We start from the raw sequence: 22301 nt of genomic DNA on the forward strand, positions 1-22301 counted from the left end.
AATTTGTTTAAAAACCCCGACCGGCTAACTGGACTGAACGCCAGACTGATCAATACTTGAACTGTCGGGCGGCATCTCCCCCAAGTGCCGTGCCGGTAAAGGTACCAAGGGACCGCGTGCCTTTGTTTTACTCCTAATGGTCTTAACCCGGATTCACCCCCCAGAACCCGGGTTTTTTTTGCCTGCGATTTGGCGATGACCTACATGGCAGATTTGACAGAGGCCAGCGGAAACAGGCGCTTGAAGTTCTCGGTGGTCTGCTCGGCAAACCGCTCGTAGCTCTCCCCACGCAGCATCGCCAGAAACTCAGCCACCTCACGCACGTACTGCGGCAGGTTCGGCTTGCCGCGATAAGGGATCGGCGCCAGATACGGCGAATCGGTCTCCACCAGCAGACGATCGGCCGGCACGTTGCTCGCCACATCACGCAGGGCGTCGGCATTGCGGAAGGTGACGATGCCCGACAGGGAAATGTAGTAGCCCATGTCCAGCGCGGCTTTGGCCATGTCCCAGTCTTCGGTGAAGCAATGCAGCACACCGGCCTGGGGCAATGCCGCTTCACGCAGCAGCTCGAGGGTATCGGCACGGGCGCCACGGGTGTGGATGATCACTGGCTTACCGGTCTGCTGTGCGGCTTGCAGATGCAGGCGGAAGGATGCCTGCTGCAGCTCGGCGGCTTCCGGTTCGTAGTGATAATCCAGACCGGTTTCACCGATCGCCACCACTTTCGGGTGATTGAGTTCGTGCAGCAGCCAGTCAAGTGCAGGCGCCGCGCCCGGTTGCACATCCAATGGGTGCACACCAACCGAGCAATCGACGTCGTCGTAGCGCTCGGCGAGGGCTTTGACGTCGGCGGCGTTATCGGCACTCACGCCGATACACAGGAAGTGTCCTACCCCTCGCTGGCGAGCCGCATCGAGTGCAGCATCCAGCGAACCGTCATGGGCGGCGAGGTCGAGGCGATCAAGGTGACAATGGGAATCTACGAGCATAAAAAAGACGGCTACTTACATCGTATGAGTGGGACGGTCGGATTTCAGTGCTCCGGCCAGATGGGTTTCGATGCGACTGCGGGCGGTGTTGTCGCCTTCATTGAATTGCACGCCGACGCCGGCTGCGCGGTTGCCCTGAGCACCTTTGGGGGTGATCCAGGCGACCTTGCCGGCCACCGGAATCTTCTCCGCCTCGTCCATCAGGTTCAGCAGCATGAACACCTCGTCGCCCAACTTGTAGCTCTTGTTGGTCGGGATGAACAGGCCACCGTTCTTGATGAACGGCATGTAGGCGGCGTAAAGCACCGATTTGTCCTTGATCGTCAGGGACAGGATGCCGTTGCGCGGCCCCGGGCTGATGGCTTCATTCATGTTGACCTCCACTGCTGATGTTCAGAGTCTAGGTACACATTCTTATCTTTGACCAGGCAATCCCGCCCATTGCACCAACAACGCTTCCAGCAGCAGTGCCGGATTGAGGTTGGCTTTGCTCAGGACTTTCTGCCGCTGGGCGAGAATCCAGTCCTGAATATCGAGGACTTTGCCTTGGGCGCTTTTTTGCGCCAGGTACTGCACGACTTTGCGCATGTCGCTCAGACCGAGGCCGGCTTCATCCTGGGTCAGTTGGTAGCGCAGGATCAGGCTCGACCAGTCACAGAACCAGTCGAACAGGCGCAGCATCGGAATGCTTTTCCACTCTTCGGCCAGTTGCGTCGGCGATTGCTGCTGTTTGAGCAGCTTCTTCACCCCTTCGACCACCTGCGCCCGCTGTTCACGCACGCCCTGGGACTGCAGGCTGACTGCCGCCAACGGCGAACCAGCCGCTAGCGTCAGCAATTCGACGCGTTCCTCTTCGGAACACTCCGGCAGCGCTTGCGCCAGCCACTGCAGGCTCATGGCCTCGCCCGGCAGCGGACATGCCTGCTGCACGCAGCGGCTCTTGATTGTCGGCAGCAAACGGCTCGGCTGGTGGCTGACCAGCAACAACACGGTATCGCCGGACGGCTCTTCGAGGCTCTTGAGCAAGGCGTTGGCGGCGTTGATGTTCATCGACTCCACCGGCTCGATCAGCACCACCTTGCGCCCGCCCAGTTGCGCGGTCTGCACCACGAAACTGACCAGATCACGGACCTGATCGACCTTGATCGCCTTGTCGGCTTCTTCCGGCTCAAGGATGTAATTGTCCGGATGGCTGCCGGCCTTGAGCAGCAGGCAGGACTTGCACTCGCCGCACGCCTCGGGCGTCGGCCGCTGACACAGCAGGCTGGCCATCAGGCGCTCGGCCAACGCGCGCTTGCCGATCCCGGCCGGGCCGTGCAGCAAGTACGCGTGGGCGTGCTGGCTACGTCCGGCCAGTTGCTGCCAGAGGCTGTCCTGCCATGGATAGGCCTCAGCCACGAATCAGCTCCAGCAAGTTCGGAATCAAGGTATCCAGCGCTTGCTGAACCTTGACCAATGACTGACCGGCATCGATGCGCACATAACGCGCCGGATCAGCCTCGGCGCGTTGCAGAAACGCGTTGCGTACCGCTTCGAAAAACGCCCGGCCTTCCAGTTCAAATCGGTCCAGACGGCCACGGGCAGTGGCGCGGGCCAGGCCGATTTCCACCGGCAGATCGAAAATCAGCGTCAGATCCGGACGCAGGTCGCCCTGAACGAACGTCTCCAGCGCGGCGATGCGTTCCAGCGACAAACCGCGACCGCCACCCTGATAGGCGTATGTCGAATCAGTGAAACGATCGCACAGCACCACCGCGCCGCGAGCCAGCGCCGGACGGATCACTTCGGCCAGATGCTGGGCGCGCGCGGCGAACACCAGCAACAGCTCGGTATCGGGGTTCATGACTTCATCGGCCGGGGCCAGCAGCACATCGCGAATGCGCTCGGCGAGTGGCGTACCCCCGGGTTCGCGGGTCAGCACTACTTCGACACCTTCGGCGCGCAGGCGCTCGGCGAGGTATTCGCGGTTGGTGCTCTTGCCGGCGCCTTCCGGGCCTTCCAGGGTAATAAACAAGCCAGTCACAGGCAGTCCTTAATCAAAGTCATTGCGCGTTCTGCGGTGCGGTCGTCGCGGGTTCGGCAGCAGGAGCCGGCGTCGGCGCGGGTTCCTGAGCGGGAACCTGTGGCAGCGCTTCAGGCGCGGTATCAGGAGATGCCGCAGGAGTCGCCTCCTCGGTCGCAGTAGCCGGAGCGGTCGGCGTATTTGCCGGGGCCGGGCTGGAGCGGTAATCGGCGCGGCGCTTGAGCTGGAACTCGCGCACCGCGCTGTTGTGCGCATCCAGATCATCGGAGAACACATGGCTACCGTCGCCACGGGCGACAAAATACAGACTGTTACCTTCCACCGGATTGAGCGCGGCATGAATCGCCTCGCGACCGACCATGGCAATCGGCGTCGGCGGTAATCCGGGAATCACATAGGTGTTGTAGGGCGTCGGCTCCTTGAGATGAGCACGGGTCAACTTGCCGGTGTAGCGATCGCCCAGGCCGTAGATCACGGTCGGGTCGGTCTGCAACTGCATGCCCAGCGCCATACGGCGCACAAACACGCCGGCAATCTGCCCACGCTCCTGCGGCACACCGGTTTCCTTCTCTACCAGCGAGGCCATGATCAGCGCCTGATATGGCTCGCTGTACGGCGCATCAGCGGAGCGGTTCTCCCACTCCTTGGCCAACACCTCGTCGAGGCGGTCGAAGGCTTTCTTCAGCAATTCGACGTCGGAAACACCGCGCACAAAGCGGTAGGTATCCGGGAAGAATCGCCCTTCCGGGAACAGCCCGCGATGACCGATTTTCTCCATCACTTCGCTGTCGCTCAAGCCCTTGAGGGTCTGCTCGATCTTTTCGTCTTTTGCCAGCGCGGCACGGACCTGGTGGAAATTCCAGCCCTCGACCAGTGTCAGGCTGTACTGCACCACTTCGCCGCGCTTCCACAGGTCGATCAGACCGTTGACAGTCATGCCCGGCTGCATGCGGTATTCGCCGGTATGGATCGGTGTGCCGGCCAGATTGAAGCGCCAGTAGATGCGCAACCAGAAGGCGTCCTTGATGACCCCATCGGTTTCAAGTTCAAGAAAGGTACGGGTCGGCGTCGAGCCTTTCGGCACATCCAGCAGTTCTTCCTGCGTGATGTTCAGGGGCTGTTCCAGCGCCGAATGAATTTTCCAGGCGCTGGCGCCCATCAGCAGCCCTGCCAGAACCAGTCCGGTTTCCAGCAGCAGCAAGAGTTTACGTCTCACGAATCAGGCATCCAGTAGCGCACGGGCAATGGTTTGCAGTTTACGGGTGAGCGGGCCAACCGGCCAGCTCAGTGCAGCGTAGGCGCGTACCGGCCAGACGCCATACACGCTGTTGCACATGAAGACTTCATCAGCCCATTGCAGCTGTTCGAGGCTGATGTCGGTGATTTGGATGGGGATGGCCAATGACTCGGCCTGAAACAATATTTCAGCACGCATCACACCGGCCACGCCACAGCGCTTCAGATCCGGGGTGATCAGTACGCCGTCGCGCACCAGAAACAGGTTGCTGAACACGCCTTCGATGACGCGCCCGGCCTGATCGAGCATCAAGCCTTCGGCATGTTCGCCATCGTGCCATTCGGCGCGGGCGAGCACTTGCTCCAGACGATTCAGATGCTTGAGCCCGGCCAGCAACGGCTGATTCGACAACCGTGTGACGCAGGGAAACAGACGCACGCCCTGCTCGCCATGCACGGCAGGATAAGCCGCAGGCGGGTTGCCTTGCAAAATGCGTCGGCCCTGCGCCGCAGGATCGGGCGCGTAGCCACGCAAGCCGTCACCACGAGTGAGAATGAGCTTGAGCACGCCCTCGCCCATTGCCGCGGCATAAGCCAGTAGCTCGCTGCGAACCCGCTCGATATCCGCGGCGATGGCCAGACGCGAGCAGCCCTCGGCCAAACGCGTCAGGTGACGATCCAGCAATATCGGCTGGCCGCCGTGCACGGCAATGGTCTCGAACAGCCCATCGCCATAAGCCAGGCCGCGATCTTTCAGCGACAGAGCGTCAGCCGGCTGACCGTCGACCCAGCTGTCCATCACCCGGCGAACCGACGGAATGCCAATGTGCCGTTGGTGCCGCCAAACCCGAAGGAGTTGGACAGTACGACGTCGATGTCCATGTTGCGCGCAGTGTGCGGCACGAAATCGAGATCGCAGCCTTCATCCGGCTCATCGAGGTTGATCGTCGGCGGTGCCACCTGACTGTTGATCGCCAGTACGCTGAAGATCGCCTCGACCGCGCCCGCCGCACCCAACAGGTGACCGGTCATGGACTTGGTGGAGCTGACCGCCAGGTTGTAGGCGTGCTCACCGAACACGGTCTTGATCGCGTTGGCTTCGGCAAGGTCGCCGGCCGGGGTCGAAGTACCGTGGGCGTTAATGTACTGCACCTGGTCGATGTTGATCTTCGCATCGCGCAGCGCATTGGTGATGCAGCGCGCTGCACCAGCGCCATCAGCGGGTGGCGACGTCATGTGGAACGCATCGCCACTGGTGCCGAAGCCGATCAGCTCGGCGTAGATCGTGGCGCCACGGGCCTTGGCGTGCTCGAGTTCTTCGAGTACCAGCGCACCGGCACCGTCAGACAGCACGAAGCCATCACGGCCCTTGTCCCATGGACGACTGGCGCGAGTCGGCTCGTCGTTGCGGGTCGACAGCGCACGGGACGCGCCGAAGCCGCCCATGCCCAGACCGCACGCGGCCATCTCGGCACCGCCGGCGATCATTACGTCGGCCTCGTCGTACATGATGTTGCGCGCCGCCATGCCAATGCAGTGCGTACCGGTGGTACAGGCAGTGGAAATGGCGTAGTTCGGCCCCTGTGCACCCAGGTGGATGGACAGAAAACCGGAAATCATATTGATGATCGAGCCTGGCACGAAGAATGGCGAAATTCGACGCGGGCCCGTCTCATGCAGGGTACGGCTGGTTTCTTCGATGTTGGTCAGACCGCCGATGCCCGAGCCCATGGCCACGCCAATGCGCTCACGGTTGGCGTCGGTGACTTCCAGACCGGCGTTGCGAACAGCCTGAAAACCCGCGGCCAGACCGTACTGAATGAACAGGTCGAGCTTGCGTGCTTCCTTGACCGACAGGTATTCCTCGACATTGAAGCCCTTTACCGAGCCGCCAAAACGGGTGGAATAGGCAGAAAGGTCGGTGTGTTCGATCAGACCAATGCCACTGCGGCCAGCCAGAATGCCCTGCCAACTGCTCGGCACATCCGTGCCCAGTGGCGACAACATACCCATACCGGTGACTACGACGCGTCTACGCGACACAGCACTCTCCTTTTTCAAATGACGACTTTGCATCAGGCCTAAAGAAAAAACCGCACGCCATGATGGCAGTGCGGTTTTTCCATGACAGCAGACAACGATTACAAACTATTACGCCTGGTGGCTAGTAACGTAGTCGATTGCAGCTTGTACAGTAGTGATCTTCTCAGCTTCTTCGTCAGGGATTTCGGTCTCGAATTCCTCTTCCAGAGCCATCACCAGCTCAACGGTGTCAAGGGAGTCGGCACCCAGGTCTTCAACGAAGGAAGCAGTGTTGACCACTTCTTCTTCTTTAACGCCCAGTTGCTCGGCAACGATTTTCTTGACGCGCTCTTCGATGGTGCTCATACCTTGTTTTCACTCCTAATGGACAAATTCAGGCAGCTGGCCAGTGGGTAAGTGTATAGAAAGGCTTTTCAGCTTTTCAACTGAAAGCTTCACTCCTCAAACCCTGCGGCCCTCTGCCTATAAATAGATTGCAGCTTTATAACGGATTTTAGACAGCTCGTATGACATTTTTTTGAAGCAATCCGTCACATTTTACTTACATGTACATCCCACCGTTCACCGGGATTGTAGCCCCAGTGACGTATGCCGCACCGTCGGATGCAAGAAAAGCGACCACCGAGGCGATCTCTTGAGCTTGTCCCAGACGGCCCAGCGGAATCTGCGTCTGCAAGGCTTCACGCTGTGCTTCCGGCAGTTCGCGGGTCATATCGGTGTCGATGAACCCAGGGGTTACCGAGTTGACCGTAATCGAACGCGAACCGACTTCACGCGCCATCGCACGGCTGAAACCTTCCAGACCGGCCTTGGCGGCTGCATAGTTTACTTGGCCTGCGTTGCCCATGGCACCCACCACCGAGCCAATACTGATAATTCGGCCCCAGCGCGCCTTGGTCATGCCACGCAAAACGCCCTTGGACAGGCGATACAGACTGTTCAGGTTGGTATCGATCACGTCGTACCATTCATCGTCTTTCATGCGCATCATCAGGTTATCGCGGGTGATGCCGGCATTATTGACCAGAATCGCCGGCGCGCCGAACTGCTCCTGAATGCTCGCGATCACGGCGGCAACGGATTCGTCGCTGGTGACGTTCAGCTCCAGGCCGGTACCTTGAATGCCGTGCTCCTTGAGCGTGGCAGCAATCGCCTCGGCACCCTTGGCGGAGGTCGCAGTGCCAACAACGATGGCGCCCTGACGACCCAGTTCCAGTGCGATAGCCTGGCCGATACCGCGGCTTGCACCGGTGACCAGTGCAACTTTACCTTGCAGACTCATGCAAGTTTCTCCTGATTCAGGCCAGCGCTGCACGGGCGGCAGCGAAAGCGTCTGGGGTATTGAGATTGGAAGTCGAAACGCCTTCGGCGCAACGTTTGTTCAGACCGGCCAGCACTTTGCCCGGGCCGCACTCGACCAGACTGGTAGCGCTTTTGGCAGCCAGCGTCTGAACCGATTCAACCCAGCGAACGGGCTTGTACAGTTGTTCGAGCAGATCACGCTTGAGGGTCTCCAGATCGGCCGGCACTTGCGCGCTGACGTTCTGTACGACCGGGATCTGCGGCGCCTGCCAGTCGATGGCGGCGATGGATTCGGCAAAGCGCTCGGCAGCCGGACGCATCAGTTCGCAGTGCGATGGCACGCTCACTGGCAACGGCATGGCACGCTTGGCGCCACGGGCCTTGCAGCCCTCGATGGCACGTTCAACCGCAGCCTTGGCGCCGGCAATCACTACCTGACCCGGCGAGTTGAAGTTCACCGCGCTGACCACTTCGCCCTGCGCCGCTTCGGCACAGGCTGCCAGCACGTCGGCATCTTCCAGACCGAGGATGGCAGCCATGCCGCCCTGCCCGGCCGGAACGGCTTCCTGCATCAACTGTCCACGGCGCTCAACGAGCCTCACCGCGTCAGCCAGGCTCAGGCTGCCGGCAGCAACCAGCGCGCTGTATTCACCCAGGCTGTGACCGGCAACAAATGCCGGACGCGCGCCACCTTCAGCCAGCCACAGACGCCACAGAGCGATCGAAGCGGTCAGAATGGCCGGTTGGGTTTTGTCGGTTTGATTGAGCAGCTCTTCCGGGCCCTGCTGGGTCAGTGCCCACAGGTCATAGCCCAGAGCAGCGGAGGCTTCTTTGAAGGTTTCGAGGATCAACGGATATTCCGCGCCCAGCTCGGCCAGCATGCCGAGGGACTGCGAACCCTGTCCTGGAAAGACGAATGCGAGGGAAGCAGACATGTAACAAGCCCCTAATGATCTTGTCGTCGAAAATGACGCCCCACTGGGGGACGCAAGAAACTGACAGTTGGATGGCCCTTTGAACCGGGCGGTCACATTTAAGCATTGTCCGACGAAAACGCCTAAGACAACAAATCCTCCAGACGACCGTGGAGGCGCTCGGGCAGGTTCTCCTGAATCTCGATCAGCGCGCGCTGAATCGCACTCTGAAAGCCCTGAACCCCGGCCGAACCGTGACTTTTCACCACGATACCCTGCAAGCCGAGGAAGCTTGCGCCGTTATGTCGCGCTGGTGCGAGATCCGCCTGCAGGCGCTTCATCAATGGCAGGGCCAAAGCACCTACCACGCGGGAAGCAAAGTTTTTCCTGAACAAGGCCTCAATGCGCGCGGCGATCATCGTCGCCAGGCCTTCGCTGGACTTGAGCAGGATATTGCCGACAAAACCGTCACAGACCACCACATCCGCCTCGCCGCGATACAGGCCATCGCCCTCGACAAAACCGATATAGTTAATGCCGCGCGCCGCCTGCAACAAGGTCGCCGCCAGCTTGACCTGCTGATTGCCCTTGATGTCCTCGGTGCCGATATTCAGCAACGCGACACGCGGCCGGGCGATGCCCAGCGTCTGCGCCGCCACCGAGCCCATCACCGCGAACTGCAATAGATGCTCGGCGCTGCAATCGACGTTGGCGCCCAGGTCGAGCAACTGGCAATACCCCTTCTGCGTCGGAATCGCCGCCACCATCGCCGGCCGATCAATCCCCGGCAAGGTCTTGAGCACAAATCGCGACAGCGCCATCAACGCCCCGGTATTGCCAGCACTGACACAGGCCTGAGCCTTGCCGTCACGCACCAGTTCAAGGGCGACACGCATCGACGAGTCCGGCTTGCCACGCAAGGCCTGGGTCGGCTTTTCGTCCATGGTGATGACTTCAGACGCCGGGACAATTGTCAGGCGCGCGCGATCGGCAGCCGATTGGCCGTTGATCAGTTCTTCAAGTAGGGAGGGTTGACCGACGAGGGTCAGGTGCAGCGAGGGCGTAGCAGAAAGGCAAGCAAGGCTGGCCTGAACAATGCTGCGGGGACCGAAGTCCCCGCCCATTGCGTCAATCGCGATGATTTGAGCGGACAAGTGATTACTCGTCAGCGCCCTTGTCGATCACTTTACGGCCACGGTATACGCCTTCTGGCGATACGTGGTGACGCAGGTGAACTTCACCAGTGGTTTTTTCTACAGACAGGGTGCTAGCCTCGAGAGCGTCGTGCGAACGGCGCATGTCACGGGCAGAGCGGGATTTTTTGTTCTGCTGAACAGCCATAATTGATTAACTCCTAAACGTTTGGGTCACGCTTTAACTGCGCCAATACACTGAACGGGTTGGACCGCGTTACCTCGTCCTCGCTCGGTTCGGGTTCATCTGCTCCCGCCGGCTGCTGGCATTCTTCCGGATGATGAGCAGGCACAATGGGCAAGGCGAGCAGAAGCTCCTCCTCGATCAGTGACTGCAGATCCAATGGATCTTCGCCCAGTTCCAGCACGTCATAACCTTTCGGTAACGACTGGGTATTCGCACCCTCCTTCACTACAGCGTAACTGCATTCGCTGTGGATCGGCAGGGTGACCAGCTCAAGACAACGCTGGCAAACCATTTTGACTTCGGTGTCGATAAAGCTGTGGATCACCACAGATTTACGTTCATCTCGTTCAAAAACGAATTTGGCCTGCACCGTACCGACATCGTCGGAAAGCGGGTCGCAGAGTCTCTTCAAATCGGCCAGCAGCAGTTCACCTTGAAGGGTGGTGCCACGGTCAGCCAATTTGCGCGGGTCAACGTGAGGTGGAATCGGGTCATTCAACATAGGCGCAGCATTATAGGGATGCACCCACCCATGTCAAAGGAAATTGTGCCCTGTCCGTCACTTGCGTGCCTCCGCTAGAATTCGCACCTGCCTCAGGAGACGCCAATGCTGCCTTTATTACTCGCCTCAAGCTCGACTTATCGCCGGGAATTGCTCGCCCGCCTGCACCTGCCGTTCGTCTGCAGCTCGCCGGATATCGACGAAAGCCACCGACCGGGCGAATCCGCCATCGAACTGGTCAAGCGCCTCGCCGAACAGAAAGCCCGCGCACTCGCCGCGAGCCATCCCGCTCATCTGATTATTGGCTCGGACCAGGTCGCAGTGCTCGGCGATCAGATCATCGGCAAGCCACACACCTTCGACAAGGCTCGCGAGCAACTACTCGCCGCCAGCGGCGCCAGCGTGACCTTCCTCACCGGCCTGGCCCTGCTCAACAGCCAGACCGGCCACTGCCAGGTCGACTGCGTGCCGTTTACCGTGCACATGCGTCAGCTCGACGAGGCGCGAATTGAACGCTACCTGCGCCTGGAGCAGCCCTACGACTGCGCCGGCAGCTTCAAGGCCGAAGGTTTGGGCGTGAGCCTGTTCCAATCCACCAAAGGGCCTGACGCCACCAGCCTGATCGGCCTGCCGCTGATTCGCCTGATCGACATGCTGCTGGCCGAGGGCGTGCAAATCCCTTAACGCACAAAAAAACCGGCCATTGAGGCCGGTTTCTTTTCAACACTGCACCAGGCTTAACGCAACGAAGGCCCGTGGAACCCCATCCACATCGCCAACTGCTCAGCCACACTGGCGCCAAGTTTCTTCGAGAAGCGGTCGAACGGCGATTCCTGCACAGTGAAATCCACCAGCTCTTTCTCGCCAATTACGTCGCGCGCCACCGAACTGGCATTGCCCAGGCCATCGATCAAGCCCAACGGCAGCGCCTGCTCGCCGGACCAGACCAACCCGGAGAACAGCTCCGGATGCTCCTTGTCCTTCAAGCGATCGCCACGACCCTGCTTGACGCTATTGATGAACTGCTTGTGCGTGGTATCCAGCACGGTCTGCCAGAATGCGGTTTCGTCAGGCTTCTGCGGCTGGAACGGATCCAGAAACGATTTGTGCTCGCCCGAGGTATAAGTGCGACGCTCGACGCCGAGCTTGTCCATGGTGCCGACAAACCCGTAACCGGCCGCCGTTACACCAATGGAGCCGACCAGACTGGCCTTGTCGGCATAGATCTGATCCGCAGCACTGGCGATGTAATAGGCACCGGACGCACCGAGATCGGAAATCACCGCATACACCTTGGTATCCGGGTGCAGACCGCGCAGACGTTTGATCTCGTCATACACATAACCCGACTGCACCGGACTGCCGCCAGGACTGTTGATCCGCAGGATCACACCCTTGACCTTCTTGTCCTCGAAGGCTGCACGCAGGCTGCCGACAATATTGTCAGCGCTCGCAGGCTCCTTGTCGGCGATCATGCCGGTGACGTCGATCAGCGCGGTGTAGTTCGGGCCACGGGTGGCGCTCTTTTCCATGTCCATCAGCGGCGTGAACAGGATCAGCGCAACAAACAGATAAACAAACGTCAGCAGCTTGAAGAAGATCCCCCAACGCCGCGAGCGACGCTGCTCCTGCACACTGGCCAGCAAAGTCTTTTCCAGCAGCTTCCAGCTTTTCTCGTCACCGTCGTCGGCACTTGCCTTGGCCGGTGCTTTCCATTCGTCGGTCATGCGCTGTACCCCAGCAAAAACGTATTAAGCCTGCTGCCCCAGCCAGGCGTGCAATTCACTAAAACGGTCGATCGACAGGCGCGGCTCGAACTGCTGCAGCGACTCGATCGACTGCGCGCCGTAGCTGACCGCCACCGACGCCATACCCGCATTGCGTGCCATCAGCAGATCGAAGGACGAATCCCCGACCATCAGCGCCTGCTCGGGCCGCACGCGACAATGCGCGAGAATCTGCTCGAGCATCAGCGGATGCGGCTTGCTCGCGGTCTCGTCGGCGGCACGGGTGATATCGAAATAATCTTCCCAGCCATTGGCCTTGAGCACCCGATCCAGTCCACGACGATTCTTGCCGGTCGCGACCGCCAGGTGGTAGCCCTGCTCGCGAAACGACGCCATCGACTCCACTACGCCTTCGAACAACGGCGAAGGCACGGCTTCTGCCGCGATGTAGTGGTCGGCGTAATACTCGCGAAACAGGGTCATCTCGGCATCGCTGATGTCCGGGTACAAGGTGCGGATCGCCTCGGGCAAGCCCAGACCGATGATGCCCTTGACGGCAAAATCATCACGCAACTCGAAACCGGAACGCGCGGACGCAGAATGCATCGCCTCGACAATCCGACCAATGGAATCAGCGAGGGTGCCGTCCCAATCGAAAATCAGCAGCTTGTAATCAGATGGGCGCACTCAATCGCTCCACGGTCTTGGCCCACATTTCATCCACCGGCGCCTGCAACTTGAGCTCGCCGCCATCGGGCAGCGGCACGGTCAGCATGTAGGCGTGCAGGAACAGACGCTTGCCGCCCAGATCACGGATTTCCTTGCTGAAACCGTCATCCCCGTACTTGGTGTCGCCAGCAATGCAGTGCCCGGCGTGCAAGGTGTGGACGCGGATCTGATGGGTGCGCCCGGTGATCGGCTTGGCTTCGATCAGAGTGGCAAAGTCGCCGAAACGACGCAGGACCTTGAACACGGTCACCGACTCCTTGCCCTCCTCCTCGTCGACCTCGACCATGCGCTCGCCGGAGCGCAGATTGCTCTTGCCCAGCGCCGCACGGACTTGCTTGATCGAGGTCGCCCAATTGCCGCGCACCAGCGCCATGTAACGCTTGTCGACACCGTCACCGCGCAAGGCGGCGTGCAAGTGCCGCAACATGCTGCGCTTCTTGGCGATCATCAGCAGGCCGGAGGTGTCACGGTCGAGACGGTGAACCAGCTCCAGTTCCTTGGCATCGGGGCGCAACTGACGAAAGGCTTCGATCACCCCGTAATTCAAGCCACTGCCGCCGTGAACCGCAATGCCGGCGGGCTTGTTGATCACGATCAGGGCTTTGTCTTCGTAGACAATCGAGGCTTCCAGGCGCTGTAACAGACCCTGGGCCAATGGCACCGGTTCGTCGCGCTCAGGCACACGAACCGGCGGCACGCGCACGATATCGCCGGCCTGCAGCTTGTATTCGGGCTTGATCCGCCCCTTGTTCACGCGCACTTCGCCTTTACGCAAAATGCGGTAAATCAAGGTCTTGGGCACGCCTTTGAGCCGGGCAAGGAGGAAATTGTCGATTCGTTGGCCGGCATACTCCGGCGAGACTTCAAGCAGTTGAACGCCTGGAGTCGAAGGGGCAGTAGTTGTCATGCCGCGGATGATAACAATTTTTATGGAATTGAAGCACTTAATCATTGCTGCTATAGTCGCGAACGCCGCCAAAAGCGGCCTGGACAGCGGAACCACGGTCAAAAACCGGCCCTGACCAACGCAATTCACCAGGACGCGAGGCCGTCCTACGGGGCTTTCGCTACGTAACGGTGGAGTTTGCAGTTGTAACAAGCGCAGGTGACATGAGGCCTGAATTACACCGTCGAGCAGAGTTTTCACTCGCCTGACAGGCAAATATTCGAGGCCAGTTCACAAAGTGCAGTCAGCTGCAGATGACCCCGAGCGAAGGCTTCGGAAACATCGCCTGAATTAGCCATGATGCGTGACCTCCCCTTTCGGAGCTCACGGTAAATGCCAACCCGCTGCGGATTCTGCGCGCGGCAGCACCCGAATTATCAGGGATACGTGTAGGGTGGAGATGCACAACCGCCGGACTGTGTAGCAATAGGCTTTATCAAGACGCTTCATCTCGTCCACAGCCGCTGGTTGATTCCTCCTCCTGACTGAGTGCTTAAGTAGCCACAGCAAGCAGGACGCGTACGTCGCGATATCGGCCCAATTGGCCTGACATCGCTGGACACGGGAATGGCCAACCACTCCCGACGCACCTGACACCGACCGTGAGAAGTCGTGTGTGCCGAACGCCGTTTCCGGCAGCCCGGAAACCGACGGTACTACATGAAAAGAATGCTGATTAACGCAACTCAACCCGAAGAGTTGCGTGTTGCACTGGTAGATGGCCAACGCCTCTACGACCTGGACATCGAATCCGGTGCACGCGAGCAGAAAAAGGCCAACATCTACAAAGGCCGTATCACTCGCATCGAACCAAGCCTTGAGGCTGCCTTTGTCGATTTCGGCTCCGAGCGCCACGGCTTCCTGCCCCTCAAAGAAATCTCCCGCGAATACTTCAAGAAAGCCCCTGAAGGCCGCGTCAACATCAAGGACGTCCTGAGCGAAGGCCAGGAAGTCATCGTTCAGGTCGAAAAAGAAGAACGTGGCAACAAGGGCGCCGCCCTGACCACCTTCATCAGCCTGGCCGGTCGTTACCTCGTGCTGATGCCGAACAACCCGCGTGCCGGCGGTATCTCCCGTCGCATCGAAGGCGAAGAGCGCAACGAACTGCGTGAAGCGCTGAACGGTCTGGTTGCTCCAGCCGACATGGGTCTGATCGTGCGCACTGCCGGCCTGGGCCGCAGCAGCGAAGAAATGCAGTGGGACCTCGACTACCTGCTGCAACTGTGGACTGCCATCAAAGAAGCCTCGCTGGATCGCTCCGCGCCATTCCTGATCTATCAGGAAAGCAACGTGATCATCCGCGCCATCCGCGATTACCTGCGCCAGGACATCGGCGAAGTGCTGATCGACAGCGTTGAAGCCCAGGACGAAGCCCTGACCTTCATCCGCCAGGTGATGCCGCAGTACGCCAGCAAGATCAAGCTGTACGAAGACAGCGTGCCGCTGTTCAACCGTTTCCAGATCGAAAGCCAGATCGAGACCGCTTTCCAGCGTGTCGTCGAACTGCCTTCCGGCGGCTCCATCGTCATCGATCCGACCGAAGCCCTGGTGTCCATCGACATCAACTCGGCGCGCGCCACCAAAGGCAGCGACATCGAAGAAACCGCGCTGCAGACCAACCTTGAAGCCGCCGAAGAAATCGCCCGTCAGTTGCGCCTGCGCGACATCGGCGGCCTGATCGTCATCGACTTCATCGACATGACCCCGGCCAAGAACCAGCGCGCCGTGGAAGAGAAAGTCCGCGAATGCCTGGAAGCCGACCGCGCTCGCGTGCAGATCGGCCGCATCTCGCGCTTCGGCCTGCTGGAAATGTCCCGTCAGCGCCTGCGTCCATCGCTGGGCGAAAGCAGCGGCATCGTCTGCCCGCGCTGCAACGGCACCGGCATCATCCGTGACGTCGAATCGCTGTCGCTGGCGATCCTGCGCCTGATCGAAGAAGAAGCCCTGAAAGACCGCACTGCCGAAGTGCGCGCTCAGGTGCCGATCCCGGTCGCCGCGTTCCTGCTCAACGAAAAACGCAACTCGATCACCAAGATCGAACTGCGCACCCGTGCCCGTATCGTCATTCTGCCGAACGATCACCTGGAAACCCCGCACTTCGAAGTTCAGCGTCTGCGTGACGACAGCCCGGAAGCTGCGACCAACCAGTCCAGCTACGAAATCGCTGCTGCCGCTGCCGAAGTCGAAGAAGTCCAGCCAGCCGCTGCGACCCGCACCCTGGTTCGCCAGGAAGCCGCGGTCAAGACTGCGCCGGCCCGTGCCAATGCGCCGGTGCCGACCGAAGTCGCCGCGCCTGTCGCTGCTGCACCGGCTCCGGTTGCCGCGCCAGAGCCAAGCCTGTTCAAGGGCCTGGTGAAATCGCTGGTCAGCCTGTTCGCGACCAAAGAAGAGCCAGCCGCTCCGGTCGTCGTTGAAAAACCGGCCACCGAGCGTCCAGCCCGCAACGAAGAGCGTCGCAACGGTCGTCAGCAGAGCCGCAACCGTAACGGTCGCCGCGATGAAGAGCGCAAGCCGCGCGAAGAACGTGCGCCGCGTGAAGAGCGCGCCCCACGCGAGCCGCGTGAAGAGCGTCAGCCACGTGAAGCCCGTGAAGTCCGCGAGCCGCGTGAAGCCCGCAGCGAAGCACCGGCCGCTCGCGAAGAACGCGCACCCCGCGCTCCGCGTGAAGAACGTGCACCACGTGCGCCGCGCGAAGACCGCAAGCCACGTGGCGAGCGTGAAGAGCGTGTACGTGAACTGCGCGAACCACTGGACGCCGCTCCGGCTGCACCCGTAGCGGCTGCCGCTGCCGCTGTGGTCGCAGAAGAACGTCCGGCCCGTCAGCCCCGCGAAGAGCGCGCTCCACGCCCACCGCGTGAAGAGCGTCAACCGCGTGCCGAGCAGGCTGCTGCCGCCGTTGCTGAAGAAGAAGTGAACAGCAACGAAGAGCAACTGCCGGAAGACGGTCAGGACAACGCCGAAGGCGATCGTCCACGTCGTCGCTCCCGTGGTCAGCGTCGTCGCAGCAACCGTCGCGAGCGTCAGCGTGATGCCAACGGCAACGTGATCGAAGGTTCGGAAGAGTCCGAGTCCGGCGAACACGCTGAAACAGCACCAAGCGCTGCCGGCCTGGCCGTCACTGCCGCTGTTGCCAGCAGCGTGATCAGCGCTCCGGCCGAAGCACAGGCTCACGAGCAAGCCGAACGCGCTACCGCCGCTGTTCAGGAAACCGCTCCAGTGGAAGCGCCGGTTGTTGAGGCCACCACCCCAGTGGAAGTGGTTGCTGCTCCGGAAGTCGAAGTGGCACCGGTTCAAGAAACACTGCCTCAGGTTGAATCCGTTGCACAACCTGAAGCGCCAGTTGTGGCCGCAGAGCCGGTTGCTGAAACCGTCGCTGAAACCGTGACCGAAACCGTGCGTGAAGTTCGTGAAGAACAGACCGCGTTCAACTGGGTTGCCGAGCCTGCCGTCGCTGAAACTCCAGCGCCAGTCGTTGAAGCCCCAGTGGTTGAAGAAGCCAAGGCTGCCGCGCCAGTGGTCGAAGCCGCCGAAGCTGCTCCAGCGCCAGTGGTTGAAACACCGGTGGTCGAAGCGCCAGTGGTTGCCGAAGCCCCTACCCCAGTGGTTGAAGCCGCTCCGGTCAGCGCCCTGACGCCAAACGGCCGTGCGCCAAACGACCCACGTGAAGTGCGTCGCCGCAAGCGTGAAGCCGAGCGTCTGCAGAAGGAAGCCGAACTGGCTGCCGCTGCTGCTCCGGCTGCTGAAGTGGTCGAGGTTGCTGCTGTGACTGAAGAAGCGGTGGTTGAATCGGTGATCGCCGAAGCACCACGCTCCGTTCAGGACGCGGTGGAGCATCACCAAGCGGCCGAGGAAAAAGAACACGAGCCTAAACCGCTCGTCTGATTCCGCAAGCCAATAAAAAGCCCCGCCTGAGCAATCAGGCGGGGCTTTTTCATGCCTCCAGTTCAAGCATCGCCCCGACTCCTTGTAGGAGTGAGCCTGCTCGCGATAGCGGTGTATCAGCCACCACAAATGACACTGACCCAACGCTATCGCGAGCAGGCTCACTCCTACAGAGGATTTATGCAGGGCTCAGGATTGAGGGAATACAAGAGAATCGGGCACATCGATATCCCACAACACCCCGGGATCATCCACCGCTACCTCAATCACCCTGCCCTGCTTGAACAAAGGCCTGGCGCCGCGATCACCACTCAATGCCTGCAAGCCCGGCCCGAACGAACGTCCGAACCCCACCGGATGCCCAAATTCGCCCTCCTGCACCGGCACACTAACCGCGTCATCGGCCATTGCCGCCACCACCCGCTCAATACTCGACGGCAGGATAAACGGCATGTCCCCCAACACGATCAGCCAGCCTTCTGCATCCGGACAAACCGCAACGCCAGCCGCAATACTGTCACCCATCCCGGTCGATTCAATCGAGACCACGTCACAGCCATAAGCCTGAGCCATGCGCATCGCCTGCGGCCGCGCGTCAGTGGTCACCAGCACCCGCTTGTCGAGGTTGGCCGGCAGATTCAGCAACACTTGCTCGATCACCGAGCGCACCGCGCCATCACGCCCGGTGCAATCGGCCAGCAACTTGTCCTTGTCGGCACCGGCAACCTGGCGAAAGCGACTGCCCTCGCCCGCCGCCAGCACAATCACTGCGATAGATCGACTCATGCGCCCTCCACGACTTTCTTCTGTTTCAACTCGACGCCGTTCTTGATCGCCACAATCTCCGCCAATAACGACAGAGCAATCTCCGCTGGCGAATGACTGCCGATGTGCAGACCGATCGGCCCGTGCAATCGCGCAATGGCGGCTTCTGACAAGCCTAGCTGAGCCAGATTGTCCCGGCGCTTCTGGCTGTTGACCCGCGACCCCAGTGCACCGACATAAAAGGCCGGCGAATCGAGCGCGGTGAGCAACGCCATATCATCCAGACGGGGATCGTGAGTCAGCGCGACGATGGCTGTGCGCTCGTCCGTCTGAATGCTCAACACCGCGTCATCCGGCATACCCGGGACGAACCGTCCGTGGTGCTCTTCCCAGCCATAAACGAACTCGGTACGCGGATCGCAGATCAGCACTTCGAAATCCAACAGCCGGGCCATATCGGCCACATACCGCGAAAGCTGCCCGGCGCCGATCAACAACAGACGCCAGCGCGGACCATAAATGGCGCGCAGGGTCTTGCCATCGAATTCCAGCACATCGGATTTGCTCGCCGCCGACAGCACAACCTCACCGGTTTCGATGTTCAGCTCACGGGCGACAATCTCATGGTTTTCACAACGCGCCAGCAACTCGGCGACCCACGCCGGATCAGCGACCCGCTCCTCGGTCAGGCGCAGCGTGCCGCCACAGGGCAAGCCGAAACGCGCCGCCTCCTCGCGGGTGACGCCATAGGTAATCAGTTGCACCGGTGGCCCGTCGCTGGCGATGCGCCCGTCGTGCAGACGGGCGATCAGGTCATCCTCGACACAGCCGCCCGACACCGAGCCGATCACCACGCCGTCCTCGCGCAACGCGAGCATCGCGCCGGGTGCCCGGGGCGCGGTGCCCCAGGTCCGCACCACACTGAACAGCACCACCCGCTGCCCGGCGCGGCGCCATTCGAGCACGCTGCGCAGGACGTTGAGATCGGCGCTGTCCATTACGCCTGCGCCTTCTGCCAGCCCTGCAACTGATAACGCACCGGCAAGTTACGGATGCGCTGGCCGGTGGCGGCGAAGATCGCATTGCACAGTGCCGGCGCAATCGGCGGCACGCCGGGTTCACCGACACCACCCAACGGCACGTCGCCCGGCGGCGTCACCAAATGCACCGCGATTTCCTTCGGCGCCAGCGACATGCGCGCCACTTCGTACATATGGAAGTTGTCCTGCTGGACCTTGCCATCCTTGAAGCTGATTTCACCCAGCACCGCGTTGCCCAGGCCCATCACGCACGCGCCCTCGAACTGCGAACGGATACGTTCAGGGTTGATCTGCGGCCCGCAATCAACAGCGATGTCAGCCTTGTGCACGATCAGCGTACCGTCGTCCTTGACCTCGACTTCGATCACCGCCGACACATAGGTGACGAAGCTGTAATGCACCGCCAGACCGAGGCCTCGTCCCTTGGGCAATTGGCGCCCCCAACCGGCAGCCTTGGCCGCGGTTTCCAGCACGGTGCGCATGCGTCCGGTGTCGATCGGGTAGCGCTCGGGGGATTCGCCGTAATTCCACTCCTCGCTCAGGGTGCGCGGGTCGATCTGCCGATCCGGGCCCAGCAACTTGATCTGGTACTTGAGCGGATCGACGCCAGCCTTGTGCGCCAGTTCGTCGACGAAACTCTGAATCGCAAAACCGTGAGGAATGTTCGACACCGAGCGATACCAGCCGACGCGGGTATGCACCGTGGCTTCGGGGTTTTCCAGGCGCACGCTGGGAATCGCGTAAGCCATATTGGTGAAACCCATGCCCAGTTCGAACGCCGCTTCATGGTTCATGCCCGGGGCGAACAGCGCCGTAATGCTCGGCGCCACTGTGCGATGCAGCCAGCCGGACGGCATGCCGTCCTTGCCGACAGCGGCCTTCAGGTACTCGGCGGACACTGTGTGGAAATACGAGTTGTGGATGTCATCCTCGCGGGTCCATTGCACCCGCACGGCTTTACCGGCGAACTCCTTGGCAAGGATCGCTGCTTCGACGACGAAATCCGGCTTCGATTTACGGCCGAAACCGCCGCCCAGCAGCGTGACGTTGAAGGTGACATTGTCGAACGGCAGCCCGAGGCGCTCGGCGATACGTTCGCGAGTCACCTGCGGCGCCTGACTCGGCGCCCACGCTTCACACACACCTTTGTCGTAGCGCGCGATGGCGACCATCGGCTCCATCGGTGCCTGGGCCAGATGCGGCAGATAATAGGACGCTTCGAGGCTGCTGGCGGCGCCGCTCAAGGCTTTGTCGATATCGCCAGTGTTGCGCACCACTTTGCCGGGTTTGCGCGACGCCGCTTCCAGTTCCTTGCGATAAGCGATCGAGTCATAACTGGCATTGGGGCCGTCGTCCCATTCGATCTTCAGCGCCTCGCGGCCCTTGATCGCCGCCCAGGTATTGCTGGCAATCACCGCTACGCCGCCCAGCGGCTGGAATTCCGAAGGCAGCGGACGGCTCTCGATCTGCATGACCTTCAGCACACCCGGAACCTTCAGCGCAGCGCTGTCATCCAGCGACTTGACCTTGCCGCCGTACACCGCCGGACGGGCGATGGTGGCGTAGAGCATGCCGTCGAAATGCACGTCCGCGCCGTACACCGCGCGCCCGTTGACGATATCGGCACCGTCGATGGCTTTGGTGCCTTCCTTGCCGATGTAGCGGAACTCTGACGGCTGCTTGAGGCGCAGGCTGTCACGGGCCGGCACTGTCAGCGCACTGGCGGCAGCGGCAAGTTCGCCGTAACCCAGCTCGCGACCGGACGGTTTATGCAGGACTTTGTGCAACTGCGCCTGGCACTCGCCCACCGGCACCTGCCACTGCGCGGCGGCGGCTTGCTCCAGCATCGTGCGGGCCGCCGCGCCGCAACGGCGCATCGGTTCATACCAGTGACGCATGCTGCGCGAACCGTCAGTGTCCTGGTTGCCGAAACGTACTTCGTCACCCGGCGCTTGCCGGACTTTGACCTTGGCCCAATCGGCGTCCAGTTCATCAGCGACCACCATGCTCAAACTGGTGCGCACGCCCTGGCCCATTTCCGAGCGGTTGCAGACCACGGTGACCGTGCCATCCGCGGCGATGCTGACGTAGACCTTGGGATCGTCGATCCAGCCATTGGGCATGCCGTCGGCACCGAACTTCTTCGGCGCGTCTTCAGCCAGTGCATCCTGCCAGCCCCAACTCGCGGCCAGTACCAACGCGCCAGTCGCGCCAACGCCTTTGAGAAAACCGCGACGGCTGAGATTGCTCAGGGCGAAATCATTCGGCAAGCGGCTCATGCCTTGGCCTCCTTCAGGTGAGTGGAGGCCTGACGGATCGCGGTCTTGATCCGGTTGTAGGTGCCGCAACGGCAAATGTTGCCGACCATGGCCTCTTCAATCTGTTCGTCGCTCGGGTTCGGATTGGTTTTAAGCAACGCCGTGGCAGACATGATCTGCCCACCCTGACAGAAACCACACTGCGCCACCGCGCTGTCGAGCCAGGCTTGCTGCACCACTTGCCCGACCGGATCGGCGTGCAGATTGTCGATGGTGCTGACGTTCTGCCCGACCACCGAGCCGATCGGCGTGATGCAACTGCGCGCCGGCAAGCCGTCGATATGAATGGTGCAGGCACCGCACAGACCCATGCCGCAGCCGAATTTGGTGCCGTTGTATCCGGCGACATCACGGATTGCCCACAGCAGCGGCATGTCTTCCGTGACATCGAGGGAATGGTCTTGACCGTTTAGTTTCAGGGTAATCATGGGCACGCCCGCATATTCTTGGTGGTTATGGGGTCGAGCAGAACTGGCGGTGGTTCACGCAGATCGACTCAGGC

The 22301-nt window shown here is 61.0% G+C and carries 22 protein-coding genes; 2 read left to right on the forward strand and 20 right to left on the reverse strand.

Going from position 1 to position 22301, the window contains the following annotated elements; genetic code table 11:
- Window positions 1–200: 200 nt before the first annotated feature.
- The 13 genes from V3W27_RS10550 to V3W27_RS10610 form a co-directional block, all read right to left on the reverse strand.
- A complete protein-coding gene (locus tag V3W27_RS10550) occupies window positions 201–992 on the reverse strand; it encodes a TatD family hydrolase (RefSeq protein WP_330206547.1) in 792 nt (263 codons plus the stop codon).
- 15 nt (window positions 993–1007) lie between these two features.
- Window positions 1008–1364, reverse strand: a complete 357-nt coding sequence (locus V3W27_RS10555) for a PilZ domain-containing protein (RefSeq protein WP_027612362.1) — start codon at window positions 1362–1364, stop codon at window positions 1008–1010.
- 42 nt (window positions 1365–1406) lie between these two features.
- Entirely contained in the window at window positions 1407–2390 is a 984-nt protein-coding gene (locus tag V3W27_RS10560; RefSeq protein WP_027612361.1) for a DNA polymerase III subunit delta', read from the reverse strand.
- Window positions 2383–3015 carry a dTMP kinase gene (gene tmk, locus V3W27_RS10565; RefSeq protein WP_285373294.1) on the reverse strand — a complete coding sequence of 211 codons (633 nt, stop codon included), beginning with the start codon at window positions 3013–3015 and terminating at the stop codon, window positions 2383–2385. Before tmk ends, V3W27_RS10560 begins: the two co-directional genes overlap by 8 nt.
- Window positions 3016–3034: 19 nt before the next feature.
- Entirely contained in the window at window positions 3035–4231 is a 1197-nt protein-coding gene (gene mltG, locus V3W27_RS10570) for an endolytic transglycosylase MltG (RefSeq protein ID WP_135296333.1), read from the reverse strand.
- A 3-nt stretch (window positions 4232–4234) separates the two neighbouring features.
- Window positions 4235–5050: an aminodeoxychorismate lyase gene (gene pabC, locus V3W27_RS10575; RefSeq protein WP_330206548.1), complete on the reverse strand. Its 816-nt coding sequence runs from the start codon at window positions 5048–5050 to the stop codon at window positions 4235–4237.
- The gene (fabF, locus tag V3W27_RS10580; RefSeq protein ID WP_027612357.1) at window positions 5050–6294 is read right to left on the reverse strand and encodes a beta-ketoacyl-ACP synthase II; all 1245 of its coding nucleotides are present in this window, start codon (window positions 6292–6294) and stop codon (window positions 5050–5052) included. The genes pabC and fabF overlap by 1 nt, the downstream gene beginning before the upstream one ends.
- Window positions 6295–6402: 108 nt before the next feature.
- The gene (gene acpP, locus V3W27_RS10585; protein ID WP_003175607.1) at window positions 6403–6639 is read right to left on the reverse strand and encodes an acyl carrier protein; all 237 of its coding nucleotides are present in this window, start codon (window positions 6637–6639) and stop codon (window positions 6403–6405) included.
- Between the two features lie 196 nt (window positions 6640–6835).
- Window positions 6836–7576 carry a 3-oxoacyl-ACP reductase FabG gene (gene fabG, locus V3W27_RS10590; RefSeq protein ID WP_027612356.1) on the reverse strand — a complete coding sequence of 247 codons (741 nt, stop codon included), beginning with the start codon at window positions 7574–7576 and terminating at the stop codon, window positions 6836–6838.
- Between the two features lie 16 nt (window positions 7577–7592).
- Window positions 7593–8531: an ACP S-malonyltransferase gene (gene fabD / locus V3W27_RS10595; RefSeq protein ID WP_096794881.1), complete on the reverse strand. Its 939-nt coding sequence runs from the start codon at window positions 8529–8531 to the stop codon at window positions 7593–7595.
- A gap of 122 nt (window positions 8532–8653) precedes the next feature.
- The gene (gene plsX, locus V3W27_RS10600) at window positions 8654–9664 is read right to left on the reverse strand and encodes a phosphate acyltransferase PlsX (RefSeq protein ID WP_330206549.1); all 1011 of its coding nucleotides are present in this window, start codon (window positions 9662–9664) and stop codon (window positions 8654–8656) included.
- 4 nt (window positions 9665–9668) lie between these two features.
- The gene (gene rpmF / locus V3W27_RS10605; RefSeq protein ID WP_003179396.1) at window positions 9669–9851 is read right to left on the reverse strand and encodes a 50S ribosomal protein L32; all 183 of its coding nucleotides are present in this window, start codon (window positions 9849–9851) and stop codon (window positions 9669–9671) included.
- 13 nt (window positions 9852–9864) lie between these two features.
- Complete coding sequence (locus V3W27_RS10610) at window positions 9865–10392, reverse strand: YceD family protein (protein ID WP_003204262.1); 528 nt, start codon at window positions 10390–10392, stop codon at window positions 9865–9867.
- Window positions 10393–10497: 105 nt separating this feature from the next.
- On the opposite strand from V3W27_RS10610, the gene V3W27_RS10615 reads away from it, so the two are divergent.
- Complete coding sequence (locus V3W27_RS10615; RefSeq protein ID WP_330206550.1) at window positions 10498–11076, forward strand: Maf family protein; 579 nt, start codon at window positions 10498–10500, stop codon at window positions 11074–11076.
- 53 nt (window positions 11077–11129) lie between these two features.
- Here V3W27_RS10615 and sppA read toward each other — a convergent pair whose 3' ends face one another.
- The 3 genes from sppA to rluC are packed head-to-tail and all read right to left on the reverse strand — an operon-like array spanning window position 11130 to window position 13755.
- On the reverse strand, window positions 11130–12119 hold the full coding sequence (gene sppA / locus V3W27_RS10620) for a signal peptide peptidase SppA (protein ID WP_027612352.1): 990 nt from the start codon (window positions 12117–12119) through the stop codon (window positions 11130–11132).
- A 24-nt stretch (window positions 12120–12143) separates the two neighbouring features.
- A complete protein-coding gene (locus V3W27_RS10625; protein WP_027612351.1) occupies window positions 12144–12806 on the reverse strand; it encodes an HAD-IA family hydrolase in 663 nt (220 codons plus the stop codon).
- Entirely contained in the window at window positions 12793–13755 is a 963-nt protein-coding gene (gene rluC, locus V3W27_RS10630) for a 23S rRNA pseudouridine(955/2504/2580) synthase RluC (protein WP_007950779.1), read from the reverse strand. Before rluC ends, V3W27_RS10625 begins: the two co-directional genes overlap by 14 nt.
- A gap of 699 nt (window positions 13756–14454) precedes the next feature.
- Here rluC and rne point away from each other — a divergent pair.
- Complete coding sequence (rne, locus tag V3W27_RS10635; RefSeq protein ID WP_330206551.1) at window positions 14455–17676, forward strand: ribonuclease E; 3222 nt, start codon at window positions 14455–14457, stop codon at window positions 17674–17676.
- 189 nt (window positions 17677–17865) lie between these two features.
- On the opposite strand, the gene V3W27_RS10640 is transcribed toward rne, so the two are convergent.
- From V3W27_RS10640 to V3W27_RS10655, 4 genes are read right to left on the reverse strand one after another with little or no spacing between them, the layout of a single operon-like run.
- Window positions 17866–18462 (reverse strand): nucleotidyltransferase family protein, encoded by a 597-nt coding sequence (locus V3W27_RS10640; protein ID WP_330206552.1) that lies wholly within the window; start codon window positions 18460–18462, stop codon window positions 17866–17868.
- Window positions 18459–19439, reverse strand: a complete 981-nt coding sequence (locus V3W27_RS10645) for an XdhC family protein (protein WP_330206553.1) — start codon at window positions 19437–19439, stop codon at window positions 18459–18461. The genes V3W27_RS10640 and V3W27_RS10645 overlap by 4 nt, the downstream gene beginning before the upstream one ends.
- The gene (locus V3W27_RS10650) at window positions 19439–21760 is read right to left on the reverse strand and encodes a xanthine dehydrogenase family protein molybdopterin-binding subunit (protein ID WP_330206554.1); all 2322 of its coding nucleotides are present in this window, start codon (window positions 21758–21760) and stop codon (window positions 19439–19441) included. The genes V3W27_RS10645 and V3W27_RS10650 overlap by 1 nt, the downstream gene beginning before the upstream one ends.
- Window positions 21757–22227, reverse strand: a complete 471-nt coding sequence (locus tag V3W27_RS10655; protein WP_095137197.1) for a (2Fe-2S)-binding protein — start codon at window positions 22225–22227, stop codon at window positions 21757–21759. The genes V3W27_RS10650 and V3W27_RS10655 overlap by 4 nt, the downstream gene beginning before the upstream one ends.
- Between the last annotated feature and the right edge of the window lie 74 nt (window positions 22228–22301).

The sequence above is a fragment of the Pseudomonas sp. AM14(2022) genome (assembly GCF_036346455.1).
In the GTDB taxonomy this organism is placed as follows: Bacteria; Pseudomonadota; Gammaproteobacteria; order Pseudomonadales; family Pseudomonadaceae; genus Aquipseudomonas; species Aquipseudomonas putida_A.